Origin of the sequence: Janthinobacterium sp. FW305-129, assembly GCF_020858115.1 — a bacterium.
In the GTDB taxonomy this organism is placed as follows: domain Bacteria; phylum Pseudomonadota; class Gammaproteobacteria; order Burkholderiales; family Burkholderiaceae_D; genus Janthinobacterium.
On record NZ_JACYMM010000006.1, the window covers coordinates 412,786 to 434,516 of the forward strand.

Here is a 21,731-nt window from a genome sequence, read left to right on the forward strand (position 1 = left end):
GTGCGCTACTTCTTGGAGGAGACATCATGCAATTTCAGCCTTGGGATAACCCGATGGGTACCGATGGTTTCGAGTTCGTCGAGTATGCAGCACCAGACCCAAAAGCATTGGGCAAGCTGTTCGAGAACATGGGATTCACGGCCATCGCGCGCCACCGCCACAAAGATGTGACCCTGTACCGTCAGGGCGACATCAATTTCATCATCAATGCCGAACAAGATTCGTTCGCGCAGCGTTTTGCCCGCCATCACGGCCCGTCCGTGTGCGCCATCGCCATCCGCGTCGACGACGCGGCTTTCGTGTATCGCCGCGCGCTGGAACTGGGCGCCTGGGGTTTCGACAATAAAACCGGTCCGATGGAGCTGAATATCCCCGCCATCAAGGGCGTGGGCGATTCCCTGCTGTACTTCGTCGACCGCTGGCGCGGCAAGGGCGCCGACAAGCCAAACGCAGCCGCACCGGGCGGCATCGGCGACATCAGCATCTATGACGTCGATTTCGTCGCCATTCCCGGCGCCGTCGCCAACCCCGTCGGCCATGGCCTGACCTACATCGACCACCTGACGCACAATGTGCACCGCGGCCGCATGAAGGAATGGGCGAGCTTCTATGAAAGCCTGTTCAACTTCCGCGAAGTGCGCTATTTCGACATCGAAGGCAAGTTGACGGGCCTCAAATCGAAAGCCATGACTTCGCCATGCGGCAAGATCCGCATCCCGATCAATGAATCGTCGGATGACAAGTCGCAGATCGCCGAATACCTGGACCAGTACCATGGCGAAGGCATCCAGCACATCGCCCTGGGCACGGACAATATCTACGCATCCGTGCAAGGCATGCGCGATACGGGTATCGATTTCCAGGACACGATTGAAACTTACTATGAGCTGGTCAACCGCCGCCTGCCGAACCACGGCGAGCAGCTGGAAGAACTGCGCCGCCTGCGCATCCTGATCGATGGCCACAGCACGGAAACGGAACGCGAACTGCTGCTGCAAATCTTCACGCAGACGGTGATCGGCCCGATCTTCTTCGAGATCATCCAGCGCAAGGGCGACCAGGGCTTCGGCGAAGGCAACTTCCGCGCCCTGTTCGAGTCGATCGAGCTGGACCAGATCAAGCGCGGCGTGCTGAAAGATACGAACGCGGCATAAGTATTGTGCTGTAGCAAATAGTAGTAAAAGAGTATCAGCCCGGGAGTGCAGCGCAGCAAAGAACTGCGCGCCTTCCTGTGGTAGTCTACGACAAACAAGTCATTTTTCCGCACCGGCATGCTCACAAAGCGCGGCCGGTACGTGTGAGTTCAACCGACTTTGCACGCGTAGCACAGAGAATAATGGAGACAAGTAATGAATGCACCAATCAAGGGCTCGAGTCTTGAGCCGGGCGCGCACGCGTCCGAAATTTCCCTGAACGACAAATACACGCTCGAGCGTGGCCGCGCCTTCATGACGGGCACGCAAGCGCTGATCCGCCTGCCCATGCTGCAGCGCGAGCGCGACCTGAAAGCTGGCCTGAATACGGCCGGCTACATCACCGGTTACCGCGGTTCGCCGGTGACGTCCGTCGACATGACGGCGATCAAGGCAAAAAAGTACCTCGATGAACACCACGTCAAGTTCCACCCGGGCCTGAACGAAGACCTGGCGGCCACGGCCGTCTGGGGCACGCAGCAGACGAATCTGTTCGAAGACGCGAAGTACGACGGCGTGTTCGGCATGTGGTACGGCAAGGGCCCCGGCGTCGACCGCTGCGGCGACGTCTTCAAGCACGCGAATAACGCCGGTTCCGCCAAGCACGGCGGCGTGCTGGTGCTGGCCGGCGACGACCATGCGGCGAAATCCTCGTCCACGGCGCACCAGTCCGACCATATCCTGAACGCTTGCGGCATCCCCGTGCTGTACCCGTCGTCGGTGCAGGAATACATCGATTACGGCTTGCACGCCTGGGCCATGAGCCGCTACACGGGGCTATGGGTGTCGATGAAATGCGTGACCGACATCATCGAGTCGGGCGCCGCCGTCGATTTCGACCCGGACCGCGTGCAGATCACCTTGCCGACGGACTTCGAGATGCCTGCCGGCGGCTTGAACATCCGCTGGCCCGACACGGTGCTGGAACAAGAAGTCCGCATGAACAGCTACAAATGGTATGCGGCGCTGGCATATGCGCGTGCCAACAAGCTCAATAAAATCATCTGGGACAGCCCGAAGGCGCGCATCGGCATCATCACGGCCGGCAAATCGTATCTGGACACGCGCCAGGCGCTGGCGGATCTCGGCATCGACGAGCAGACGGCGTCCGACATCGGCATCCGCCTGTACAAGATCGGCATGACCTGGCCGCTGGAAGCGGACGGCGTGCATGAATTCGCCAAAGGCCTCGACGAGATCCTCGTGGTGGAAGAGAAGCGGCAAATCCTTGAATATGCGCTGAAGGAAGAGCTGTACAACCTCAAGGACGGCGAGCGTCCGCGCGTGGTCGGGAAGTTCGACGACACGGGCGAGTGGAGCAACCAGAAGGGCACGGGACACGGCGACTGGCTGCTGCCGGCCACGTATGAACTGAACCCGGCGATGATCGCCCGCGCCATCGCCAGCCGCATTTCGCGCTACTACGCGGGCCACCCCGTCGAGCAGCGCGTGAAGGAACGCATCGCCTACCTGGAAGCGAAGGAAAACGTCCTCAAGGCCATCAGCGTGAAACCCGATCCGCAAAAGGACCGCACGCCGTTCTTCTGCTCGGGCTGCCCGCACAACAGCTCGACCAAGGTGCCGGAAGGCTCGCGCGCGCTGGCCGGCATCGGCTGCCACTACATGGTGCTGTGGATGGACCGCGAAACGTCGACCTTTACCCACATGGGCGCCGAAGGCGTCACCTGGGTGGGGCAGGCGCCGTTCACGAATGAAAAGCACGTGTTTACCAACCTCGGCGACGGCACATATTTCCACTCGGGCATCCTGGCCATCCGCGCAGCCGTCTCGGCCAAGGTCAACATCACTTATAAAATTCTGTTCAACGATGCGGTGGCCATGACGGGCGGCCAGGAATTCGATGGCCCCCTGTCGCCGGCCATCATTTCGCGCCAGATCGCCGCCGAAGGCGTCGGTCCCATCATCGTCGTCACGGACGAACCGGAAAAATACCCGGACGATTACGCCTGGGCGGAAGGCGTCACCGTGCGCCACCGTTCGGAACTGATGGATGTGCAGCGCGAACTGCGCGACATGCCCGGCGTGTCGGCCATGATCTACGACCAGACCTGCGCCTCGGAAAAACGCCGCCGCCGGAAACGCAATGAATACCCGGACCCGGCCAAGCGCGCCGTCATCAACGAAGCCGTCTGCGAAGGCTGCGGCGACTGCTCCGTGCAATCGAACTGCCTGTCGGTGGAACCGCTGGAAACGGAACTGGGGCGCAAGCGCCAGATCAACCAGTCGTCCTGCAACAAGGATTTCTCGTGCACGACGGGTTTCTGCCCGAGTTTCGTGACGGTGGAAGGCGGCGGCCTGAAAAAGCCGAAGAAGGCGGCTGCCGCCGACAAGGACGCGCCAGCCGCGCCGGCCTTGCCGACACCGCAGATTCCCTCGACGTCCGAACCGTTCGGCATCCTCGTCACCGGCATCGGCGGCACGGGCGTCGTCACCGTCGGCCAGATACTGGCCATGGCGGCGCACGTGGAAGGCAAGGGCTGTTCCGTGCTGGACATGAGCGGCCTGGCGCAAAAGGGCGGCCCGGTGATGTCGCACGTGCGCCTGGCGGACCGCCAGGAAGACATCCACTCGACGCGCGTCGGCACCGGTGCGGCCGACCTGGTGATCGGCTGCGATTTGATCGTCACGGCCAGCCGCGACGCCCTGTCGCGCATGGGAGAGGGACGCAGCTGGGCCATGATCAACTCGACCAGCTCGTCCACGGCCGCCTTCGTGAAGAACCCGGACTGGCAATTCCCCGGCGCCTCGGCGCGCATGGAAATCGAAAAGGCCTGCGGCAGCGACCACGTGGACTTCATCGACGCGGGCCAGATCGCCACGGCGCTGATGGGCGACTCCATCGCCACGAATATGTTCATGCTCGGTTATGCATGGCAAAAGGGCAAGGTGCCATTGAGCGAAGCGTCCATCATGAAGGCCATCGACCTGAACAACGTCTCGGTGGCGTTCAACAAGGCGGCCTTCAACTGGGGCCGCGCCGGCGCCCACGATACGGCCAGCCTGGTGCGCATGACGACGCCAGCCAAGGTGGTGGAATTCAAGCGCATCGACACGCTCGACGACATCATCGAAAAACGCGTGGCCCTGCTGACGGCTTACCAGGACCGCGCGTATGCGCAGCAATATCTGGACTTCATCAAACAGGTGCGCGCCGCCGAAAGCGCCCTGAACGGTCCGCACTTGCGCCTGACGGAAGCCGTGGCCCGCTACTTCTACAAGCTGATGGCCTACAAGGACGAGTACGAAGTGGCGCGCCTGTACACGGACGGCGCCTTCCAGGCGAAGATCGCGTCCATGTTCGAAGGCGACATCAAGCTCAAGTTCCACCTGGCGCCGCCGATCATGGCGAAAACGGATGCCCAGGGCCATCTGATCAAGAAGGAATATGGCCCGTGGATGCTGAAGGCGTTCGGCGTGCTGGCCAAAATGAAAGGCTTGCGCGGCACGGCCTTCGACGTGTTCGGCCATACGGCCGAGCGCAAGATGGAGCGCGCGCTGATTCTGGAGTACCGCGCGACGGTGGGTGGCTTGCTGCCGAAGCTGACGACGGCCAAGCTGGCGCAAGCCGTGGCCATTGCCAGCATTCCGGAAGATATCCGCGGCTATGGCCACGTGAAGGAGCGTCATTTGAAGGCGGCGAAAGAGAAGGAAGCGAGTCTCTTGATCGCCTTCAACGCACCGACGCCGCTGCCGCCCGTCGTGGCGGCACCCGTGGCGGCCACCGTGTGATGGGGTGAACGCCTCGCTGTAGCAATGGCGCCTGCGGGCGCCATTTTTTTCGTGTCAAAGAAAACAACGCCTGTTTGCAAAACGCATTATAATTTTCTGATAATTTCTTTTCGGAAAGTTTGTCATGCCTTCCCTGCGCTTTTCCGCCCTGGCGGTTCCTCTCGTATTGTTGTTGAGTGCCTGCGGCGGAGGAGGCGGCGGCAGCGATAGCGCGTCCGTTGTGCCGCCCGTGACGCAGACGGACCCGACGGCGCTGGTCGCTGCCTCCACGGTGGCGAACCGCTGCGCCGTGCCGCGCAGTGGCAGCGGCATCGATAAGCCGGGAACCTTGCTCAATGAACAGACGTGGGTGCGCAGCTGGATCGATGAAACGTATCTGTGGTACCGCGAAGTACCGACCACGTACTTGCCGCAAAGCTTTGCCACGCCCATCGCCTATTTCGACGTGCTGAAGACAACGGCCACGACGGCGTCCGGCAAGCCCAAGGACCAGTTCCATTTCACCTTGCCGACGGCAGAGTGGGAGGCGGCGCAGAATGGTATCGAACTGGGCTACGGCATGCTGCTGGCGGTAACGCGCACGACGCCGCCGCGCAAGGCCGTGATCTCGATCGTCGAGCCGGGCTCGCCGGCGGCGCTGGCGGGCTTGCAGCGCGGCGACGTGCTGCAAACCATCGATGGCGTCGATTTCGTCCATGCTCCCGACACGGCCAGCGTGCAGATCATCAACGCCGGCCTGTTCCCCAAGGCGCAAGGCACGCACGCGCTGGGATTCAGCCGCAACGGTGCGCCCATGTCCGTGAGCCTGACGGCGGTCGACGTGAGCACCAGCGCCGTGCAGAACGAGCGCATTATCGATACGCCCACGGGCAAGGTGGGCTATCTGACCTTCAATACGCACAACAACGTGGCCGAGCGCCAGTTGGTCGAGACCATGCGCCGCTTCCAGGCGGCCGGCGTCGGCGACCTGGTGCTTGACGTGCGCTACAACGGCGGCGGCTATCTCGATGTTGCCAGCGAACTCGCTTACATGATTGCCGGCCCGCAAGTTACTGCCGGCAAGACTTTCGAGCAGGTGCTGTTCAACGACAAGACGCGGCCGGAAGCGCCCGTGCCCTTCCATGCGCAAAGCCAGGGCTTTGCCGGGCCGAACCCCCTGCCCAAGGGCACGCCGCTGCCTACCCTGGGCCTCAAGCGGGTGACCTTGCTGACCACCAGCAATACCTGTTCCGCCAGCGAAGCCATCATCAACGGCTTGCGCGGCGTGGACGTGCAGGTCAACCTGATCGGCGGCACGACGTGCGGCAAGCCCTACGGTTTCTATCCCGCGCCGAATTGCGGCACCACGTATTTTGCCGTGCAGTTCCAGGGCGTCAACGCCAAGGGCTTTGGCGACTTTGCCGATGGCATGGCGCCGACCTGCGACGTGACGGACGATTACCAGCATCAGCTGGGCGACGCGGCGGAAGGCATGCTGGCGGCGGCGCTGCGCTACCGCAGCAGCGGCAGCTGCACGCCGGCCATGGGCGCGAGCAGGCTGTTGAGTGCGATGGAAAGTCCGGCCGATACCGTCACGCGCCTGCTGCGGCCATCCCACAAGGAAATTGCCATCATGCGTCGTTAGCGCGCATGTTTCTGCCATGAGCTAACTAGTTTGGCTGGCGGGTTCCTGCTCAAAAATATTTCTATATAACAATTTTGATATATAGAAAGATGAATCGATTCGTTCTGGAATGACTGGCATTTTGCTATCTTCCCGCTTTTCTCCCACCTTGAGAAGCGCAACGATGTCGAAACAGTTCAAGTTAACCCCGCTCAGCCTTGGCGTACTGGCCATCCTGGGCGGCACCGCATGGCAGGCGCACGCGCAAACGCACGCGCCCGCAGCGGATCAGCAGGCGGCGGCCACCCCGCCAGCCGTCGTGGTCACCGGTTCGCGCATTCCCCGCGCCAGCCTGGAAGGCCCGTCTTCCGTCACCATCCTGACCGGCGATGAAATCACCAAGCAGGGCTACAAGAACGTCTTCGACGCGCTGACCAGCCAGGTGCAGAACAGCGGCTTTACGCAGGGCGAGGATTACGGCAATACCTTTACGCCGTCGGCCAATACCATCAGCCTGCGCGGCCTGGGCCCGAACCACACCTTGATCCTGCTGAACGGCCGCCGCCTGGCCGACTTCCCCATCGCCTATGACGGCGCGGTCAACTTCACCAACCTGGCGAACATCCCGTCGAGCATCGTCGACCGCATCGAAATTCTCAACGGCGGCGCCTCGGCCATCTATGGCTCGGACGCGATTGCCGGCGTGGTCAACGTGATCCTGAAAAAACAGGCGGAAGGCTTCGATATCAACGTCAAGGTCGGCGGCACCTCGCGCGGCGGCGCCGGCAACCAGCGCGTGCAGCTGACGGGCGGCGGCAATTTCGACAAGCTGCATACCCTGTTCAGCGTGGAACTGAGCCAGCGCGACCCGCTGTGGAGCATGGACCGCGACTTCATGACCAGCCGCTCCGGCGTGCCGACGACGATCGCCGCGCGCCGCACCCTGGCGAAAGGCGGGGCCGGCAGCTATGTCGACCTGGGCGACACTTGCAGCCAGTTCGGCGACATGTTCGGCGGCAGCGTCAGCAAGTACACGGCGAAAAACGGCAGCTATTGCGCCAGCCCGAAAGCCCGCCCGACCTTCTGGACCACGCAGACCAAGAACAGCAGCCAGAACGTGTTCGGCAGTGCCAACTACGAGCTCGATGCCGACACCACCCTGTTTGCCGATGTCCTGATTGGCAAGAACAAGACCGTCAACAATACGCGCGGCCCGTCGTGGACCTCGGCTTCGTTGAACGGCAATTCCTTCCTGAACCAGAACAGCGGCGCCTACGAAGAGTGGACGCGCTTTATCTCGCCCGAGGAAATCGGCGGCGTGCAGCGCTACAACCGCAGCTGGGACGACCTGGCCACGGCCATTTCGCTGGGCGCCAAGGGCCGCATTCCGGGCAGCGCCTGGCAATATGAGGCCAACTACAATGCCTCGGTTTACACGAGCGAAGCCCACCGGCCGCAATTGCGCTCGAACATCGACAGCTTCTTCCTGGGACCGAAGCTGGGCACGGATGCGAAGGGCGTGGCCATCTACGCCCCCGATCCCGCGCGCCTGTCGCAGCGCCTGACGCCGGCCGAATTCGACAGCATCAGCGGCTACAGCGACAGCAAGGACAAGGCCTGGACGAATACCCTCAGCCTGGCCACGAATGGCGACCTGTTCCAGCTGCCTGCCGGTACGGTGAAAATCGCCACGATTGCCGAAGCGAGCAAGCAGGGCTTCAGCAATGAACCCGATGCGCGCATCGACCAGGGCTATTTCAACGTCGCCACCGGTTCGGGCGTCACGGCAGGCACCCGTTCGCGCTATGCGCTGGGCGCGGAGTTGAATGTGCCGCTGCATGAAAAGCTGACCGCTACCGTCGCCGGCCGCTACGACCGCTACAGCTTTGCGGGCCGCAAGGAAGGCAAGTTGACGTACAACGCCGGTCTGGAATTGCGCCCGGCACCGGACCTGCTGTTCCGCGCCAACTACGCCACCAGCTTCCGCGCGCCGGACATGAACTACATCTACCAGTCCCGCAGCAAAGGCTATTATGCGAGCACCACCGATTACTATCGTTGCGACGCCGCCGGACAAGCCATCGACGGCTGCGAATATGCCAACAAGTCGCCTGGCGCCGATTACGTGCAGAACGGCAGCCGCGACCTGCAGTCGGAAAAGGGCAAGTCCTTCGGCGTGGGCGCCGTCTGGTCGCCGAGTGCCAATTTCGACGTCTCAGTCGACTACTGGAACATCAAGATCGACGACCTGGTGACGAATCTGGACGCCGACAAGCTGCTGCGCGATGAATCCGATTGCCGCCTGGGCAAGGCCGACATCGGCTCGCCGACCTGTATCGATACCCTGGGCCGCATCGAACGCTATGCGGCCAATGCCTTGAACAAGGCCGGCGAGATCAAGACCATCACCGTCAACCCGATCAACGCGGCCAAGCAAAGCAGCAGCGGCATCGACGTCAGCCTGAAGTATTTGCTGCGCACGACGGACTATGGCCGCTTTGCCTTCAAGGCCAACTACGCCCGGGTGCTGAGCAAGAAATCGCAGCAATTCGCTGGCGATGCAGAGACCGACGAAACCAGGTCGATGACCAACAGGGATTGGCCCGACAAGCTGAACCTGAGCGTCAACTGGGCTGCGGGCGACTGGTCGAACACCTTGCTGGTGGCCCGCTACGGCAAGATACCGAACGGTGCAGGGAAAGCCTATCTGACGCCGACGGCGCTGGCCAACGTCAGCAGCGTGTACCGCATCAGCGACCGCGCCACCGTCTCGCTGATCGTCAACAACGTGTTCGACAAGATCAAGCGCGACACCAGCAACGGCTGGCCGTACTACCCGACCGGCAACTACAGCCCGCAAGGACGCCAGGGATGGATCGAATTTAACTACCATTTTGGTACATAAATCGCACTTGCCTGAGCACTGCCGGAGCAGCCAACGCTGTTCCGGCTTTTTTATTTTCCGGCGCGTTTTTTTACGTGACCGCCACTCTATAATTGCCCGCTTGTTCTCTCTCGATGGAGTTTGACCCATGCTACGCCACGCCCTGCTGTCTGCCGCCTTGTTGTCCCTGTTTTCTGCCCATGTACATGCCGCCCCGGTCCTGACGACGGTGGCCGAGCGCTCGGGCTTTTTGAATACGGGCCGCTATGCGGAAGTGGAAACCCTGTGCCGGCAGTTCCAGGCGCGCTATCCGAAGCAGGTGCGTTGTATCGAATTTGGCCGCACGCCGGAAAACCGCCCCATGCTGGCGCTGGCCGTCTCCAGTACGGGCGCCCTGACGCCGGCCGAAGCGGCGCGCCGCAAGCTGCCCGTGCTGCTGGTACAGGGCGGCATCCATGCGGGCGAAATCGATGGCAAGGATGCCGGCTTCCTGGCCTTGCGCGAAGTATTGGAGGGCAAGGCGGCGCCCGGCGCGCTGGATAAACAGGTGCTGCTGTTCGTCCCCGTCTTCAATGTCGACGGCCATGAGCGCTTCGGCCAGTGGAACCGTCCGAACCAGCGCGGCCCCGTGGAAATGGGCTGGCGCAGCACGGCGCAAAACTACAATCTGAACCGCGAATACATGAAGGCCGATACGCCCGAGATGCAGCATATGCTGGCGCTGGTGAACGCCTGGGATCCGCTGGCCTATGTCGACCTGCACGTCACCGATGGCGCCCAGTTCGAACCCGATATATCGATCCAGGTCGAACCCGTGCATGCGGGCGATGCGGCCCTGCGCGTGGCGGGAACGGCGCTGCGCGATCAGGTCCTGGCCGACCTGGCCAGGCAGGGCTCGGACCCGAAACCGTTTTATATTTCGTTTGCCGAGAACGACAATCCGCAATCGGGTTTTGTCGATTCGGCGCCGAATCCCCGCTTCTCGCATGGCTATTTCCAGCTGCGCAACCGCTTCGGCATGCTGGTGGAAACCCATTCGTGGAAGGATTATCCGACCCGCGTGCGCATCACGCGCAACACCATCGTCTCGCTGCTGTCGCAAGTGGCGCAGCATGGCGCGCAGTGGCGGCAAACGGCGCTCGAGGCGGACGCGCGCGCCGCGCAGCTGGCCGGCGCCACCTTGCCGCTCACGTATAAAACGACGGACAAGAGCCGCATGATCGCGTTTCGCGGCTACGCCTACACGCGCACGCCGTCCGAGGTGTCGGGCGCGCTGATGACGCGCTACGATGAGACCACGCCGCAGATCTGGAACGTGCCGCTGCGCGACGAGGTCGTGCCCGACTTGCAATTGGCCGCGCCGCAGGCCGGCTACCTGGTGCCGGCAGCGCAGGCGCAGATGGTGGCGGCCAAGCTGCGCCAGCATGGCGTGTCGTACCAGGTGCTGGCCACCGCGCCCGGCAAGCTGCCGGTCGAAACCTTCCGCGCCACGCAGGTGAAATTCGGCGCGCAGTCGTTCGAAGGGCGCCAGACGGCGGCCGTGCAGGGCGCGTGGCAGAAAGAGGCGCGCGTGGTCGAGGCGGGCGCGCTGTACGTGCCCGTCAACCAGGCCAAGGCGCGCCTGGTGGTGGCCCTGCTCGAGCCGCGCGCGCCCGATTCCCTGCTGGCCTGGGGCAGTTTCAATACGGCCTTCGAGCGCAAGGAATACATGGAAGAATACGTGGCCGAAGACGTGGCCCGTGCGCAGCTGGCGGCCGATCCGGCGCTGGCGGCGCAGTTCCACGAAAAGCTGGCCAGCGACCCCGCGTTTGCAAAAAGCCCGGCCGCGCGCCTGGAATTCTTCGCCCGGCGCCACGCCTCGTGGGATGAGCGGCTGAACCTGTATCCGGTGCTGCGCACGGATGCCGTGCCGGCCGGCCTGGCATCGCCGCCTGCGCGCGCACTGCAGTTGTCAAATCGCGCAGATTAATCGAAAGAAAATGCTATTCTCCGCACGATGAGGGCGCCGCCACCACGAGCAGAGACGAGAGATGGGTAACAACACACTGTACAAGCAGCACCGGGAAGCGTTTTTTCGTCTCTGCGACGCCGTGGGCGAGAATCAGGTGGAGCAGGTGCGCAGCCTGCTCCAGGCCACGCCGCTGCTCTCGACCTTGCGCCGCTACAACATGGATGACGGCGAATCGCTGCTGCATCTGGCCGCGGCCAGCGGCAGCCGCGAGGTTTGCGCCCTGCTCGTGTCGCTGGGCATGGATATCGATTTGCCGTTGCCCGGTTACCGCAACCATACGCCGCTGGGCGAGGCGGCCGGCCATGGCCATGTCGATACCTGCCGCTGGCTGCTCGAGCATGGCGCCGCCGTCGACGGCTTGCCGGACAATATACTGTCGCCGCTGGACAGCGCCTGCGTGGACGGCCATCAGGACGTGGTTGCCTTGCTGCTGCAGCGGGGCGCCAATCCGAACCGCCTGCATACGCGCTGGAATCAGGCGCCGGTCGATATCGCCGCCGGCTGGGGCTTTCCCGCAATCGTCCAGATGCTCGCTGCCGCCGGCGGCGTCAGCATATTCGATGTGCCGCGGCAAGCGGCCGCCTCGCCGCAGGATGCCATCCGCACCTTCATGCACAACAGCGCCGGCTGGGTACTGCCGGCCGTGTTCAGCCCGGACAGCGGCGACGCGCGCTTTTCGCTGGGGATCAGCTGCATCGATGGCAAGCGCGAGTTCAAGCTGCTGTTTACGGCCGGCCTGTTCCAGCAAGCGCCGATGACCGAACTGGCCGTCTGCCTGCCGACGCGCTGGCCGCTGACCGTCCACGGCTTTGCGGCGTGCAGCCCATGGCGCTTTCCCGTCGACCTGCTGGCGCGCCTGGGAAGGCGCACCCTCGACCAGGCCAGTCTCGTGGCGGGCGACTTGCTGCGGCGCGACGATCCGCACCTGGCGGACCTGGCGTGGCCGGACGGCGTCGATGCGCTGCTGGCCATCGACAAGCGCTGGAACCCGGAACCGGAAGAAGACATCGCCGACGATGACAAGGTCACCATCTATCTGCTGGTACCCGTCACGTTCACGAAAAAAGGCGCACCCGGCGCCAGCGCCTTGCCGGCCTTGATGGAGCGCAAGCTCAAAGGCAGCTGGAAAGTGTCGGCCTCGCCGTTTGCCGTCCCGCGCTAGCGCGCGCACGATAGTGACGGGATGCGCACGATCAATCGGATTCAACTGCGGAAATGTTATTCTTTTAATCTTCCGCACCAGCGGCCAGCTGTTCCATTCACCGGTTTCCCCATGACAGAAAAAAAACAGAAAAGAATTCTCCTGTTGAGCGTTTCGGCCGGCGCCGGCCATCTACGCGCGGCGCAAGCCATCGAGGCATATGCCGGCCTGGAGCAGCACGCCATCGCCAGCCATCTCGATGTGATGGATTTTGTGCCCCCCGCGTTCCGCAAGCTGTACACGGATTTCTATATCAAGCTGGTCAACAAGGCGCCCGCGCTGTGGGGCTATCTGTACCATGCCAGCCACGACGCGCCGCGCGACAGCTCGATGCAGCGATTGCGCCGCGCCGTCGAGCGCCTCAACACGCGCGCGCTGATGGCGCAAATCGCCGCCTTCCAGCCCGACGCCATCATCTGCACGCATTTCCTGCCGGCCGAACTGCTGTCGCGCGCATTGCGCCAGCACCAGCTGTCCTGCCCCGTGTGGGTGCAGGTCACGGATTTTGATTTGCACCGCATGTGGGTGCATGAACAGATGCAGGGCTATTTCGCCGCCACCGACGAAGTGGCGTTCCGCATGCGCCACGAAGGCATTCCCGCCGACCGCATCCACGTGACGGGCATCCCCATCATGCCCGCCTTTGCGCAGGCGCCCGACCGCGCGCGGTGCGCGCAGGCGTTTGGCCTCGACCCGCGGCGCACGACGATCCTGCTGATGGGCGGCGGGGCGGGACTGGGCAGCCTCGATACCATCGCCGCGCGCCTGCTGGCGCTGGATGGCGACTTTCAGCTGATCGTGCTGGCGGGGAAAAACGCCGCCGCGCTGGCGGCGCTGCAGGCACTGGCCGGCCGCTATCCGGGCCGCTTGCTGGCGCAAGGCTTTACCAGCGAAGTCGAGCGCCTGATGGCGTGCGCCGACCTGGTGATCACCAAGCCGGGCGGGCTGACCACCTCGGAATGCCTGGCCCTGGGCTTGCCCATGATCGTCAACTCGCCGATTCCCGGGCAGGAGGAGCGCAATGCCGACTATCTGCTGGAGCAGGGCGTGGCCCTGAAGGCATTCGATGCCGTCACCCTGGAATACCGCGTGCGCCTGTTGCTCGATCATCCGGAGCAGTTGCAAGCGATGCGCGCGAAAGCGCTGGCGCTGGGCCGTCCGCGCGCCGCCAGCGACGTGCTGGCGCAGGTGCTGGCGCCGAGCGTGACGCCGGAGCCGGCGTGACGGGCGCCGTGGCAAAACCCTGGCAGATCGCCCTGACGCTGGCCTGGGTGGCTCTGCTGGGACTGTTTTTTGCGCAGGTGGAAATCCAGATCGAAGGCGCGGCCGGCTGGGCCGCCAACCTGCCCACCTGGCGCATCGAAAGCCATTGGCTGCTCGATATCTTCTGGGGCGGGCGGCCGATGACCGGCTACCATGCCTGGGTGTTTCCCTTCATTGCCCTGTTCTTCCATTTCCCCATGATCTTCCTGGCGCAATGGTCGCTGCGCCTCGAGTGCCGCGCCATCGGCTGCATCATGCTGTTCTGGATCATCGAGGATTATCTGTGGTTCGTGCTCAATCCCGCCTATGGCGTGGCGCACTTCAATCCGGCCCACATCGCCTGGCACAAGCACTGGCTGTGGTGGGCGCCGACCGACTACTGGGTATCGCTGCTGCTGGCTGGCGTGCTGCTGTGGTTTTCATATAAGAGGAAGTCATGATCTTGCCGTGCTTGTCGCATCTCCTGCTGTTATTCCTGACCCTGGCGGCCGGTTCCGCCGGTGCGCAGGCGCCCGTGGCGCCCGAGCGCAATGCCGAGTGGGCGACGCCGCTGCCGCACGTGTCCAACCTGCACCAGGTCACCCCCGTCCTGTTCCGCAGCGCAAAGCTCGACAGCGCCGACGTGGCGCAATTGCAGGCGCTGGGCGTGAAGACGGTGATCAGCCTGCGTTCCTTCCACTCCGACACGCAGGTGCTCGATGGCAGCGGCATCCGCGCCGTCCGCATTCCCATCAATACCTGGGCCATCCGCGACAAGCATGTGATCGAGACCATGCGCAGCATCCGCGCCGCCGAACAGCAGGGCCCCGTGCTGCTGCATTGCCTGCACGGCGCCGACCGCACGGGCATGATGGCCGCCATGTACCGCATGCTGTACCAGGGCTGGCCGCGCGAGAAGGCGATCGACGAGTTGAAAAATGGCGGCTACGGCTATCACGCCGTGTGGAAGAATATCGAAAGCTACCTCAAGCGCGTTGACGTGGCGGCGCTGCGCGCGCAGATCGACGGGGAAAAACCATGAAGACCCTGCTGTGCGCGCTGGCCGCCTGTTCCGCCTGCTATCCGCTGGCCGTCCTGGCGGCCACGCCTGCGCTCGATCTGCGCGATGTCAGCAAGGCGGGCATGCCCGGCAAGACCTTTGCCGCCACGACCAGCATGCCGGCCAGCGTGGCCACCGTCTGCGCGGCCATCCAGGATTTCGCCGGCTATCCGCAGTTCATGCCGAACGTGGACAAGATCAAGGTGACGGCCGGCGGCGGCGGCGCCTCGCTGGTCGACGTCACGCTCAAGCTGCCGATGGGAAAAATCAAGCAATACCGCCTGAGAATGACGCCCAAGGTGCTCGACGCCAGTTGCAGCCTGGCCTGGAAGCTGGTGCCGATGGAGGGACTGAAGGTGGAGGACACCATCGCCGACACCAGCGGCTACTGGCAGCTGTCGCCGGATCCGCTCGATGCGGGCGCTGCCGCCGTCAAGTATCAGGTGTACACGGATCCAGGCCCGGTGCCGATGGGCCTGGGCTGGATCGTCGACAGCATGAGCCGCGACAGCATCCCGAAAATGTTCGACGCGCTGCGGGCGCGGGTGGCCGCGCGCAAATAGCCGGCGTGGCGGAGCAGCCGCTTCACGCCGGCGCGCCACTTCAGGCATGATGTCGTTTCATCCACACATCCGCCCGGAATCCGCATGGAACACCACAGCTTTCTCATCAACATACTGTTTTACCTGGTCGCCGCCATCATCATGGTGCCGCTGGCCAAGCGCCTGGGCATGGGCGCCGTGCTGGGCTACCTGGTGGCCGGCGTCGTCATCGGACCGTGGGGCCTGGGCCTGATCAAGAATGTCGAGGTGATCCTCAGCTTTTCCGAATTCGGCGTGGTGCTGCTGCTGTTTTTGATCGGCCTGGAGCTCGAGCCCAAGCGTCTGTGGCTGCTGCGCCGTCCGATTTTCGGCTGGGGCGGGGCGCAGGTGGGCGTCGTCAGCGCGGGACTGTGCGCCGTGGCCATGGCGTTCGGCGTGGACTGGCGCACGGCGCTGGTCGGTGCGCTGGGGCTGTCGCTGTCGTCGACGGCCATTGTGCTGGCCACCCTGGGCGAACGCAAATTAATGAGCACGCCGGCCGGTTCCGCCGGTTTTTCCATCTTGCTGTTCCAGGATATCGCCGCCATTCCCATGATCGCGCTGGTGCCGCTGCTCGGTGGCCTGGTCACGCATAGCGGCGAACCGGGCTGGCTGCGCGTGGCCAAGCTGGCCGCCGTGCTGGCCGCTCTGGTGATCGGCGGACGTTTTCTGGTCAACCCCATCCTGCGCTTCATCGCCAAGACGGGCTTGCGCGAAATCTTCACGGCGTTTGCCCTGCTGCTGGTGATCGCCATCTGCGTGCTGATGGAATCGGTGGGCTTGTCGATGGCGCTGGGCACCTTCATGGCGGGCGTGCTGCTGGCCGACTCTGAATACCGCCATGAGCTCATTTCCGACCTGGAACCGTTCAAGGGGCTGTTATTGGGCCTGTTCTTCATCGCTGTCGGCATGTCCGTCGATTTCGGCGTGCTGCGCGCCCAGCCGCTGCTGATCCTGGCCCTGGTGGCGGGGCTGCTGGTGGTGAAAATCGGCTTGCTGTACCTGCTGTCGAAGTTTGTCGACATTCCCCGCGGCCAGCAGCTGTTTTTTGCGCTGTTGCTGTCGCAGGGTGGCGAATTCGCTTTCGTCGTGTTTGCCGCCGCCGAGGCTGCGCATGTGTTTGCGCCGCAGACGGCAGCGCTGCTGGTCGTGGTGGTGACCCTGTCGATGGTGGCCACGCCCTTGCTGCTGCTGGCGCACGACAAATTCGTCGCGCCGCGCCTGCAGGGCGACAAGAAGCGCCGTCCCGACGACCATATCGAGGCGCAGGACAACCCCATCGTCATTGCCGGCTTCGGCCGTTTCGGCCAGATCATCGGCCGCCTGCTGGCGGCCAACAAGATCGGCGTGACGGTGCTCGATCACGACCCGGACCAGATCGAGCTGCTGCGCAAGTTCGGTTTTAAAGTGTTTTATGGCGACGCCACGCGCGTCGATTTGCTGGTGGCGGCCGGCATCGAGAAGGCCAGGGCGCTGGTGATCGCCATCGACAATGTGGACGACAGCCTGGCCCTGGTCGACGCCGTGCGCCTGCGCCTGCCCGAGCTGACGATCCTGGCGCGCGCGCGCAACGTCACGCATTACTATGAATTGATGAAGCGCGGCGTGACCCTGATCGAGCGCGAGACGTTTGCCGCAGCCTTGCTGCTGGGCGAGCAGACCTTGCAGCAGGTGGGCTTCAGCGCCGAGCGGGCGCAGCGCGCGGCCGGCATCTTCGGTCGGCATAACCTGAAAACTTTGCTGGAAGTGGCGCCGCACTTCCAGGACCAGCAAAAAGTCATGTCGCTCACGCGCCAGGCGCGCGAGGAGCTGGAAGACATGTTCGAGAGCGATGCGGCGGCGTTTGCGGCAGCGGAGACGGAAAAGCCGGCATCGGACACTCTGGCCTGACGCCGGCCTGCGCAGGCGCTTATTTCCCCCGTCGGCTCTCAATCGCCTCGATCTGGTCCATGATGCCGTTCATGCGCGCCGCCAGCGCCTGGTACGGTTTCGGCGAGGCCAGGTCGACGCCGGCCGCCTTCACCAGATCATACGGATAGGCCGAGCCGCCTGCGCTGAGCATCTTCAGGTAGGCGGCCAGGGCGCCCGGTTCCTTGTCGAGGATGCGCTGCGCGAAATCCTGCGCTGCCGCGATCGAGGTGGCGTACTGGAACACATAGTAGCCGTGATAAAAATGCGGCACATACGCCCATTCCAGCGCGTAGGCGGGATCGATGCTCATGACGCCCTGCGCTTCGCCGTGGTAGCGCTTGAGGATGCCGGCATAGATGGCCGTAATCTCTTCGCCCGTCAGCGACTCGCCCTTGTCCACCTTGCCGTGGATGGCCGCCTCGAATTCGGCGAACATGGCCTGGCGGAAGAAGGTGCCGCGCAGGTTTTCCAGCGCCGCGCCCAGGTACAGCAGGCGCTCGTCGTCATCCCTGGCCTGCTTCAGGCGCGCGTCGAGCAGCAGTGCTTCGTTCGTCGTGGAGGCGATTTCCGCGACAAAGATGCTGTACGGCGCATAGATCGACGGCTGCGCCTTGTTGGCCAGCACCGAGTGCATGGCGTGGCCCCATTCGTGCGTCAGCGTGCCGACGGCTTCGTAATTGTCCGTGTAGTTGAGCAGCACGAACGGGTGCACGTCGTACGCGTCGCCATTCATGTAGGCGCCCGCCACCTTGCGCGGGCGCGGGTACACATCCATCCAGCGCGCCTCCACGGCGGCGCCCAGCGCTTTCACATACTCGGGGCCCAGCGGCGCGACGGAATCGAGCATCATCTGCTTGCCTTCGGCCAGCGGGAAGCTGCGTTCGCTTTTCAGCAGCGGCGCATACACGTCGTAGTACGCCAGGTCCTTGACACCCAGCATGCGCGCGCGCAGCTTGAAGTAGCGGTGCAGGGTGGGCAGGTTGGCGTTGGTTTGCGCGATCAGGGTCTGGTAGACGGCCGGCGGCAGATGGTCGGCGTCGAGCGCGGCGCTTTGCGAATCGGGGTAATGGCGCACCTTCGCATACGCGGCATCCGTTTTGAGCTGGCCGTACAGGGTTTCGCCGAACGTGCGTTCGTACTCTTTCCACTTGCCGAAGAAGGCGTCGAACACCCGCTTGCGGTCGGCGCGGTTGTCGTCGCCCCGGTATTTCGTGTAGGCCGCCTGGTCGAGGCGCACTTCCTTGCCATCCGATAGTTTGATGGTCGGCCACGGGATTTCCGCATTGGCCAGGGTGCGGTAGACGCTGGCGGCCGAGCTTGTTGCCAGGCCGAACTGCGCCACCAGCTGTTCGCCGGCCGCGTCGAGCGTGTGCGGCGCGCTGCGCAGCATGTTACTCAATTGAAAGCGGTACAACTGCAGCCCCTTGTCCTTTGCCAGCATGGCATCGATGCGTTTGGCGCCCAGGGCGAGGATTTCCGGCTGCAGGAAGGTGCTTGCCTGGCTGAAATCGTTGCCCAGCAGGGCGGCGCGCTGGTTCAGCTGGTTGCCCTTGCTGTCGCCCGTATCCTGGTCGTAGTACTGCGCCGCATAGGTGGTGAGCGTGTTGACGCGCTTGCGTGCCTCGGCGTACAGGTCCAGGCAGCTTTTCAGGCGGGCCGGCGAGGTTTTCAACTGCCCCTTGCAGGCGCCCAGTTGCTGCAACTGGGCTGACAGCTTTTTCGCGTCGGCGTCGAACGCGGCATCGTTCTGATACAGCGCCGTCAAATCCCAGCGGTCGGCCTGGCGGTCGGCGGGTGCGGGAGCGGCGAAGGCGGTGGCAAGGCTGAGGGCCAGCAGGGAGAACAGCAGGGGGCGCTTGAGCGCGGATGGCGTCATGGTTCATTCCAGTGAGGTTGTCGGAAGAATGCGTGCTGACCGCCGGGCAGGATTGCGCGCGTGACACATCGCGTACCGGCAGAGCTGACTACGGTACATCAAATGGAGGCAGGGGGAAAGAGGGCGGATGCCGCCACCTGGGCGGTGGCGGCGAAAACAACACGGGCTTGCAACAGCGGATTACAGTGCTTGCAGCGCGATCGTGCCGAACGTGGTCGGCGTCGAGCATGGCTCTTCGTCGAAGGCGATGTCGCCCATGGGGTTGGCCACGCCGTCCGCCTTCAAATCCTTGAAGCCGAACAGTTTCGGGTCCATCAAATGCGATGGCGCCACGTTCGACAGGGCCGAGAAGATGCTTTCCACGCGACCGGGGAACTTCTTGTCCCATTCGCGCATCAAGCCCTTGATCTGCTTGCGCTGCAGGTTTTCCTGCGAACCGCACAGGTCGCACGGGATGATGGGGAAGCCCTTGACTTCCGCATAGCGCTGCGTGTCCTCTTCCTTCACGTACGCCATCGGGCGGATGACGATGTGCTTGCCGTCGTCCGATTGCAGCTTGGCCGGCATACCTTTCAGTTTGCCGCCGAAGAACATATTCAGGAAGAATGTTTCCAAAATGTCATCGCGGTGGTGGCCGAGGGCGATCTTGTTGGCGCCCAGCTCGTCTGCCACGCGGTACAGGATGCCGCGGCGCAGGCGCGAGCACAGCGAGCAAGTCGTCTTGCCTTCCGGGATCAGGCGCTTGACGATACTGTAGGTATCCTGGTTTTCGATGTGGAAGGCCACGCCCAGTTCTGTCAGGTAGGCGGGCAGGATTTCCGGCGGGAAGTTCGGCTGCTTCTGGTCCAGGTTGACGGCGACGATATCAAAATGAATCGGCGCGCGTTCGCGCAAGGTCATCAAAATGTCCAGCAGCGCGTAGCTGTCCTTGCCGCCCGACAGGCAGACCATCACCTTGTCGCCGTCTTCGATCATATTGAAGTCGCCGATGGCTTGCCCCACCAGGCGGCACAGGCGCTTGTGCAGCTTGTTGTTTTCCAGGGCGATCTTTTCCGCCTTCTTGCGTGCCAGTTTCTGCGCTTCCGCGTTGGCCGGGAATTCCACAGCCGTCGTCGCCGTTTCCAGCACGGCGGTGTTGCTCATGTTGTTCATACTTCATCCTTGATCTTGAATACTTCCACGCCCACGCCTTCGCAGTCGGGGTACACGTCCGGTTTCATCGACGAAACGCGCGCGGCGCGCACGCGCGGGTGGGCCAGCATGGCGGCGAGCACATCGTCGACCAGGCTTTCCTGCAGCTGCACGTGGCCTTGGGCCATGCGTTTGGCGATGGTTTCACGCATGAAGTCGTAGTCGACCACTTCTTCCAGCTGGTCATCCTTGGGCGTCGACAGGGCCAGGGGAATGTACAGGTCGACGTTGATGAGGACGCGCTGCTCGCCCTTTTTTTCGAAGTCGTAGACGCCGATGTTGATGAGGACTTCGTAATTGCGCAGGAACAGCCGGCGGCAGTCAAGCAGGCGAGGGTGGGACAGGGCGGACGACATAGTTTTACCTTTTAGGGAATGCTGGAATGCTGGTTGTTTGGCAGGGCTGCTGATTATTTGGTCAAAAACATGACGTCGCGCGGCAAACCGATCAAATGCTGGCCGCCATCGACCAGCAAGGTCGTGCCCGTCAGCGCGCGCGCGCCGGCCACGTAACAGACGCTGTCGGCCACATCCTCGGGCGTGCTGGAGCGTCCTAGCGGCGTGTTTTCATGCGCCTTGGCAAAGTTCGCTTCCGTCTGCTCGCCGGAGACCATGGTGATGCCAGGGGCAATGCCGACCACGCGCACTTTCGGCGCCAGCGCCTGGGCCAGCATGGTGGTCGCCGACAGCAGCGCCGCCTTGGACAGGGTGTACGACAAAAAATCAGGATTGAGATTGTACAGTTTTTGGTCCAGCAAGTTGATGACCACGGCTTGCCCGCCGCTTGGGGTGGCCTGGTACAGCGCTTGCGCCAGCAGGATGGGGGCGGCCAGATTGGCGTGCATGTGGGCGTCCAGGGCGGCGACGGAAAAATCGCCCGCATTGTCGTATTCAAACAACGATGCGTTGTTGACCACGCAAGTGACGGGCCCCAGCGCCGCTTGTGCCTGCGGCAACAGCTGGCGCACGGCGTCTTCCTGCGCCAGGTCGCAGGCGAATGCTTGCGCGCGGCGGCCCAGCGCCGTGATGTCCGCCACCAGGCTGTGCGCTTCCTCGCGCGAGTCGCGGTAATGGACGGCGATATCCCACCCGTCGCGTGCCAGGCCCAGCGCGATGGCGCGGCCGATGCGGCGCGCGGCGCCCGTGACGAGGGCGACGCGGGGTGTGCTGTCGAAGGGCGTTGTCGTTGCTTCTGTCATGTCTTTGCTATGGTTGAGATATTCGGTGGA

At 63.4% G+C, this 21,731-nt stretch carries 15 protein-coding genes; 11 read left to right on the forward strand and 4 right to left on the reverse strand.

From position 1 onward, the window contains the following. Positions 1 to 26 precede the first annotated feature (26 nt). From hppD to kefC, 11 genes are all read left to right on the forward strand, one after another. Complete coding sequence (gene hppD / locus IGS61_RS15045; protein WP_230540293.1) at positions 27 to 1,154, forward strand: 4-hydroxyphenylpyruvate dioxygenase; 1,128 nt, start codon at positions 27 to 29, stop codon at positions 1,152 to 1,154. A 195-nt stretch (positions 1,155 to 1,349) separates the two neighbouring features. Next, positions 1,350 to 4,943, forward strand: a complete 3,594-nt coding sequence (locus tag IGS61_RS15050) for an indolepyruvate ferredoxin oxidoreductase family protein (RefSeq protein WP_230540294.1) — start codon at positions 1,350 to 1,352, stop codon at positions 4,941 to 4,943. Between the two features lie 124 nt (positions 4,944 to 5,067). Continuing rightward, complete coding sequence (locus tag IGS61_RS15055; protein WP_230540295.1) at positions 5,068 to 6,567, forward strand: S41 family peptidase; 1,500 nt, start codon at positions 5,068 to 5,070, stop codon at positions 6,565 to 6,567. A 163-nt stretch (positions 6,568 to 6,730) separates the two neighbouring features. Continuing rightward, on the forward strand, positions 6,731 to 9,451 hold the full coding sequence (locus IGS61_RS15060; protein WP_230540296.1) for a TonB-dependent receptor plug domain-containing protein: 2,721 nt from the start codon (positions 6,731 to 6,733) through the stop codon (positions 9,449 to 9,451). A 127-nt stretch (positions 9,452 to 9,578) separates the two neighbouring features. Next, positions 9,579 to 11,399, forward strand: a complete 1,821-nt coding sequence (locus IGS61_RS15065) for a M14 family metallopeptidase (protein ID WP_230540297.1) — start codon at positions 9,579 to 9,581, stop codon at positions 11,397 to 11,399. Positions 11,400 to 11,460: 61 nt separating this feature from the next. Further along, a complete protein-coding gene (locus tag IGS61_RS15070) occupies positions 11,461 to 12,603 on the forward strand; it encodes an ankyrin repeat domain-containing protein (protein WP_230540298.1) in 1,143 nt (380 codons plus the stop codon). Positions 12,604 to 12,714: 111 nt separating this feature from the next. Further along, positions 12,715 to 13,866 (forward strand): MGDG synthase family glycosyltransferase, encoded by a 1,152-nt coding sequence (locus IGS61_RS15075; RefSeq protein ID WP_230540299.1) that lies wholly within the window; start codon positions 12,715 to 12,717, stop codon positions 13,864 to 13,866. An 8-nt stretch (positions 13,867 to 13,874) separates the two neighbouring features. Then, positions 13,875 to 14,345 carry a hypothetical protein gene (locus tag IGS61_RS15080; protein ID WP_230540300.1) on the forward strand — a complete coding sequence of 157 codons (471 nt, stop codon included), beginning with the start codon at positions 13,875 to 13,877 and terminating at the stop codon, positions 14,343 to 14,345. Next, positions 14,342 to 14,926 (forward strand): dual specificity protein phosphatase family protein, encoded by a 585-nt coding sequence (locus IGS61_RS15085; RefSeq protein WP_230540301.1) that lies wholly within the window; start codon positions 14,342 to 14,344, stop codon positions 14,924 to 14,926. Before IGS61_RS15080 ends, IGS61_RS15085 begins: the two co-directional genes overlap by 4 nt. Continuing rightward, complete coding sequence (locus tag IGS61_RS15090; RefSeq protein WP_230540302.1) at positions 14,923 to 15,507, forward strand: SRPBCC family protein; 585 nt, start codon at positions 14,923 to 14,925, stop codon at positions 15,505 to 15,507. Before IGS61_RS15085 ends, IGS61_RS15090 begins: the two co-directional genes overlap by 4 nt. 84 nt (positions 15,508 to 15,591) lie before the next feature. Then, positions 15,592 to 17,415 carry a glutathione-regulated potassium-efflux system protein KefC gene (gene kefC / locus IGS61_RS15095; RefSeq protein WP_230540303.1) on the forward strand — a complete coding sequence of 608 codons (1,824 nt, stop codon included), beginning with the start codon at positions 15,592 to 15,594 and terminating at the stop codon, positions 17,413 to 17,415. Positions 17,416 to 17,434: 19 nt separating this feature from the next. Here kefC and pepF read toward each other — a convergent pair whose 3' ends face one another. The 4 genes from pepF to IGS61_RS15115 all read right to left on the reverse strand — a co-directional run bounded on the left by pepF (position 17,435) and on the right by IGS61_RS15115 (position 21,701). Further along, positions 17,435 to 19,312: an oligoendopeptidase F gene (gene pepF, locus IGS61_RS15100; RefSeq protein WP_230540304.1), complete on the reverse strand. Its 1,878-nt coding sequence runs from the start codon at positions 19,310 to 19,312 to the stop codon at positions 17,435 to 17,437. 180 nt (positions 19,313 to 19,492) lie between these two features. Further along, entirely contained in the window at positions 19,493 to 20,455 is a 963-nt protein-coding gene (gene ttcA, locus IGS61_RS15105; protein ID WP_230540305.1) for a tRNA 2-thiocytidine(32) synthetase TtcA, read from the reverse strand. Between the two features lie 5 nt (positions 20,456 to 20,460). Then, positions 20,461 to 20,859: a dihydroneopterin aldolase gene (locus tag IGS61_RS15110; protein ID WP_230540306.1), complete on the reverse strand. Its 399-nt coding sequence runs from the start codon at positions 20,857 to 20,859 to the stop codon at positions 20,461 to 20,463. 53 nt (positions 20,860 to 20,912) lie between these two features. After that, positions 20,913 to 21,701: an SDR family oxidoreductase gene (locus IGS61_RS15115; RefSeq protein WP_230540307.1), complete on the reverse strand. Its 789-nt coding sequence runs from the start codon at positions 21,699 to 21,701 to the stop codon at positions 20,913 to 20,915. Positions 21,702 to 21,731 lie beyond the last annotated feature (30 nt).

Bases quoted from the DNA above. Each gene is read 5' to 3' on its own strand.
- hppD (WP_230540293.1), top strand. From the start codon at position 27: ATGCAATTTCAGCCTTGGGATAACCCGATGGGTACCGATGGTTTCGAG.
- IGS61_RS15050 (WP_230540294.1), top strand. From the start codon at position 1,350: ATGAATGCACCAATCAAGGGCTCGAGTCTTGAGCCGGGCGCGCACGCG.
- IGS61_RS15055 (WP_230540295.1), top strand. From the start codon at position 5,068: ATGCCTTCCCTGCGCTTTTCCGCCCTGGCGGTTCCTCTCGTATTGTTG.
- IGS61_RS15060 (WP_230540296.1), top strand. From the start codon at position 6,731: ATGTCGAAACAGTTCAAGTTAACCCCGCTCAGCCTTGGCGTACTGGCC.
- IGS61_RS15065 (WP_230540297.1), top strand. From the start codon at position 9,579: ATGCTACGCCACGCCCTGCTGTCTGCCGCCTTGTTGTCCCTGTTTTCT.
- IGS61_RS15070 (WP_230540298.1), top strand. From the start codon at position 11,461: ATGGGTAACAACACACTGTACAAGCAGCACCGGGAAGCGTTTTTTCGT.
- IGS61_RS15075 (WP_230540299.1), top strand. From the start codon at position 12,715: ATGACAGAAAAAAAACAGAAAAGAATTCTCCTGTTGAGCGTTTCGGCC.
- IGS61_RS15085 (WP_230540301.1), top strand. From the start codon at position 14,342: ATGATCTTGCCGTGCTTGTCGCATCTCCTGCTGTTATTCCTGACCCTG.
- IGS61_RS15090 (WP_230540302.1), top strand. From the start codon at position 14,923: ATGAAGACCCTGCTGTGCGCGCTGGCCGCCTGTTCCGCCTGCTATCCG.
- kefC (WP_230540303.1), top strand. From the start codon at position 15,592: ATGGAACACCACAGCTTTCTCATCAACATACTGTTTTACCTGGTCGCC.
- pepF (WP_230540304.1), bottom strand. From the start codon at position 19,312: ATGACGCCATCCGCGCTCAAGCGCCCCCTGCTGTTCTCCCTGCTGGCC.
- ttcA (WP_230540305.1), bottom strand. From the start codon at position 20,455: ATGAGCAACACCGCCGTGCTGGAAACGGCGACGACGGCTGTGGAATTC.
- IGS61_RS15110 (WP_230540306.1), bottom strand. From the start codon at position 20,859: ATGTCGTCCGCCCTGTCCCACCCTCGCCTGCTTGACTGCCGCCGGCTG.
- IGS61_RS15115 (WP_230540307.1), bottom strand. From the start codon at position 21,701: ATGACAGAAGCAACGACAACGCCCTTCGACAGCACACCCCGCGTCGCC.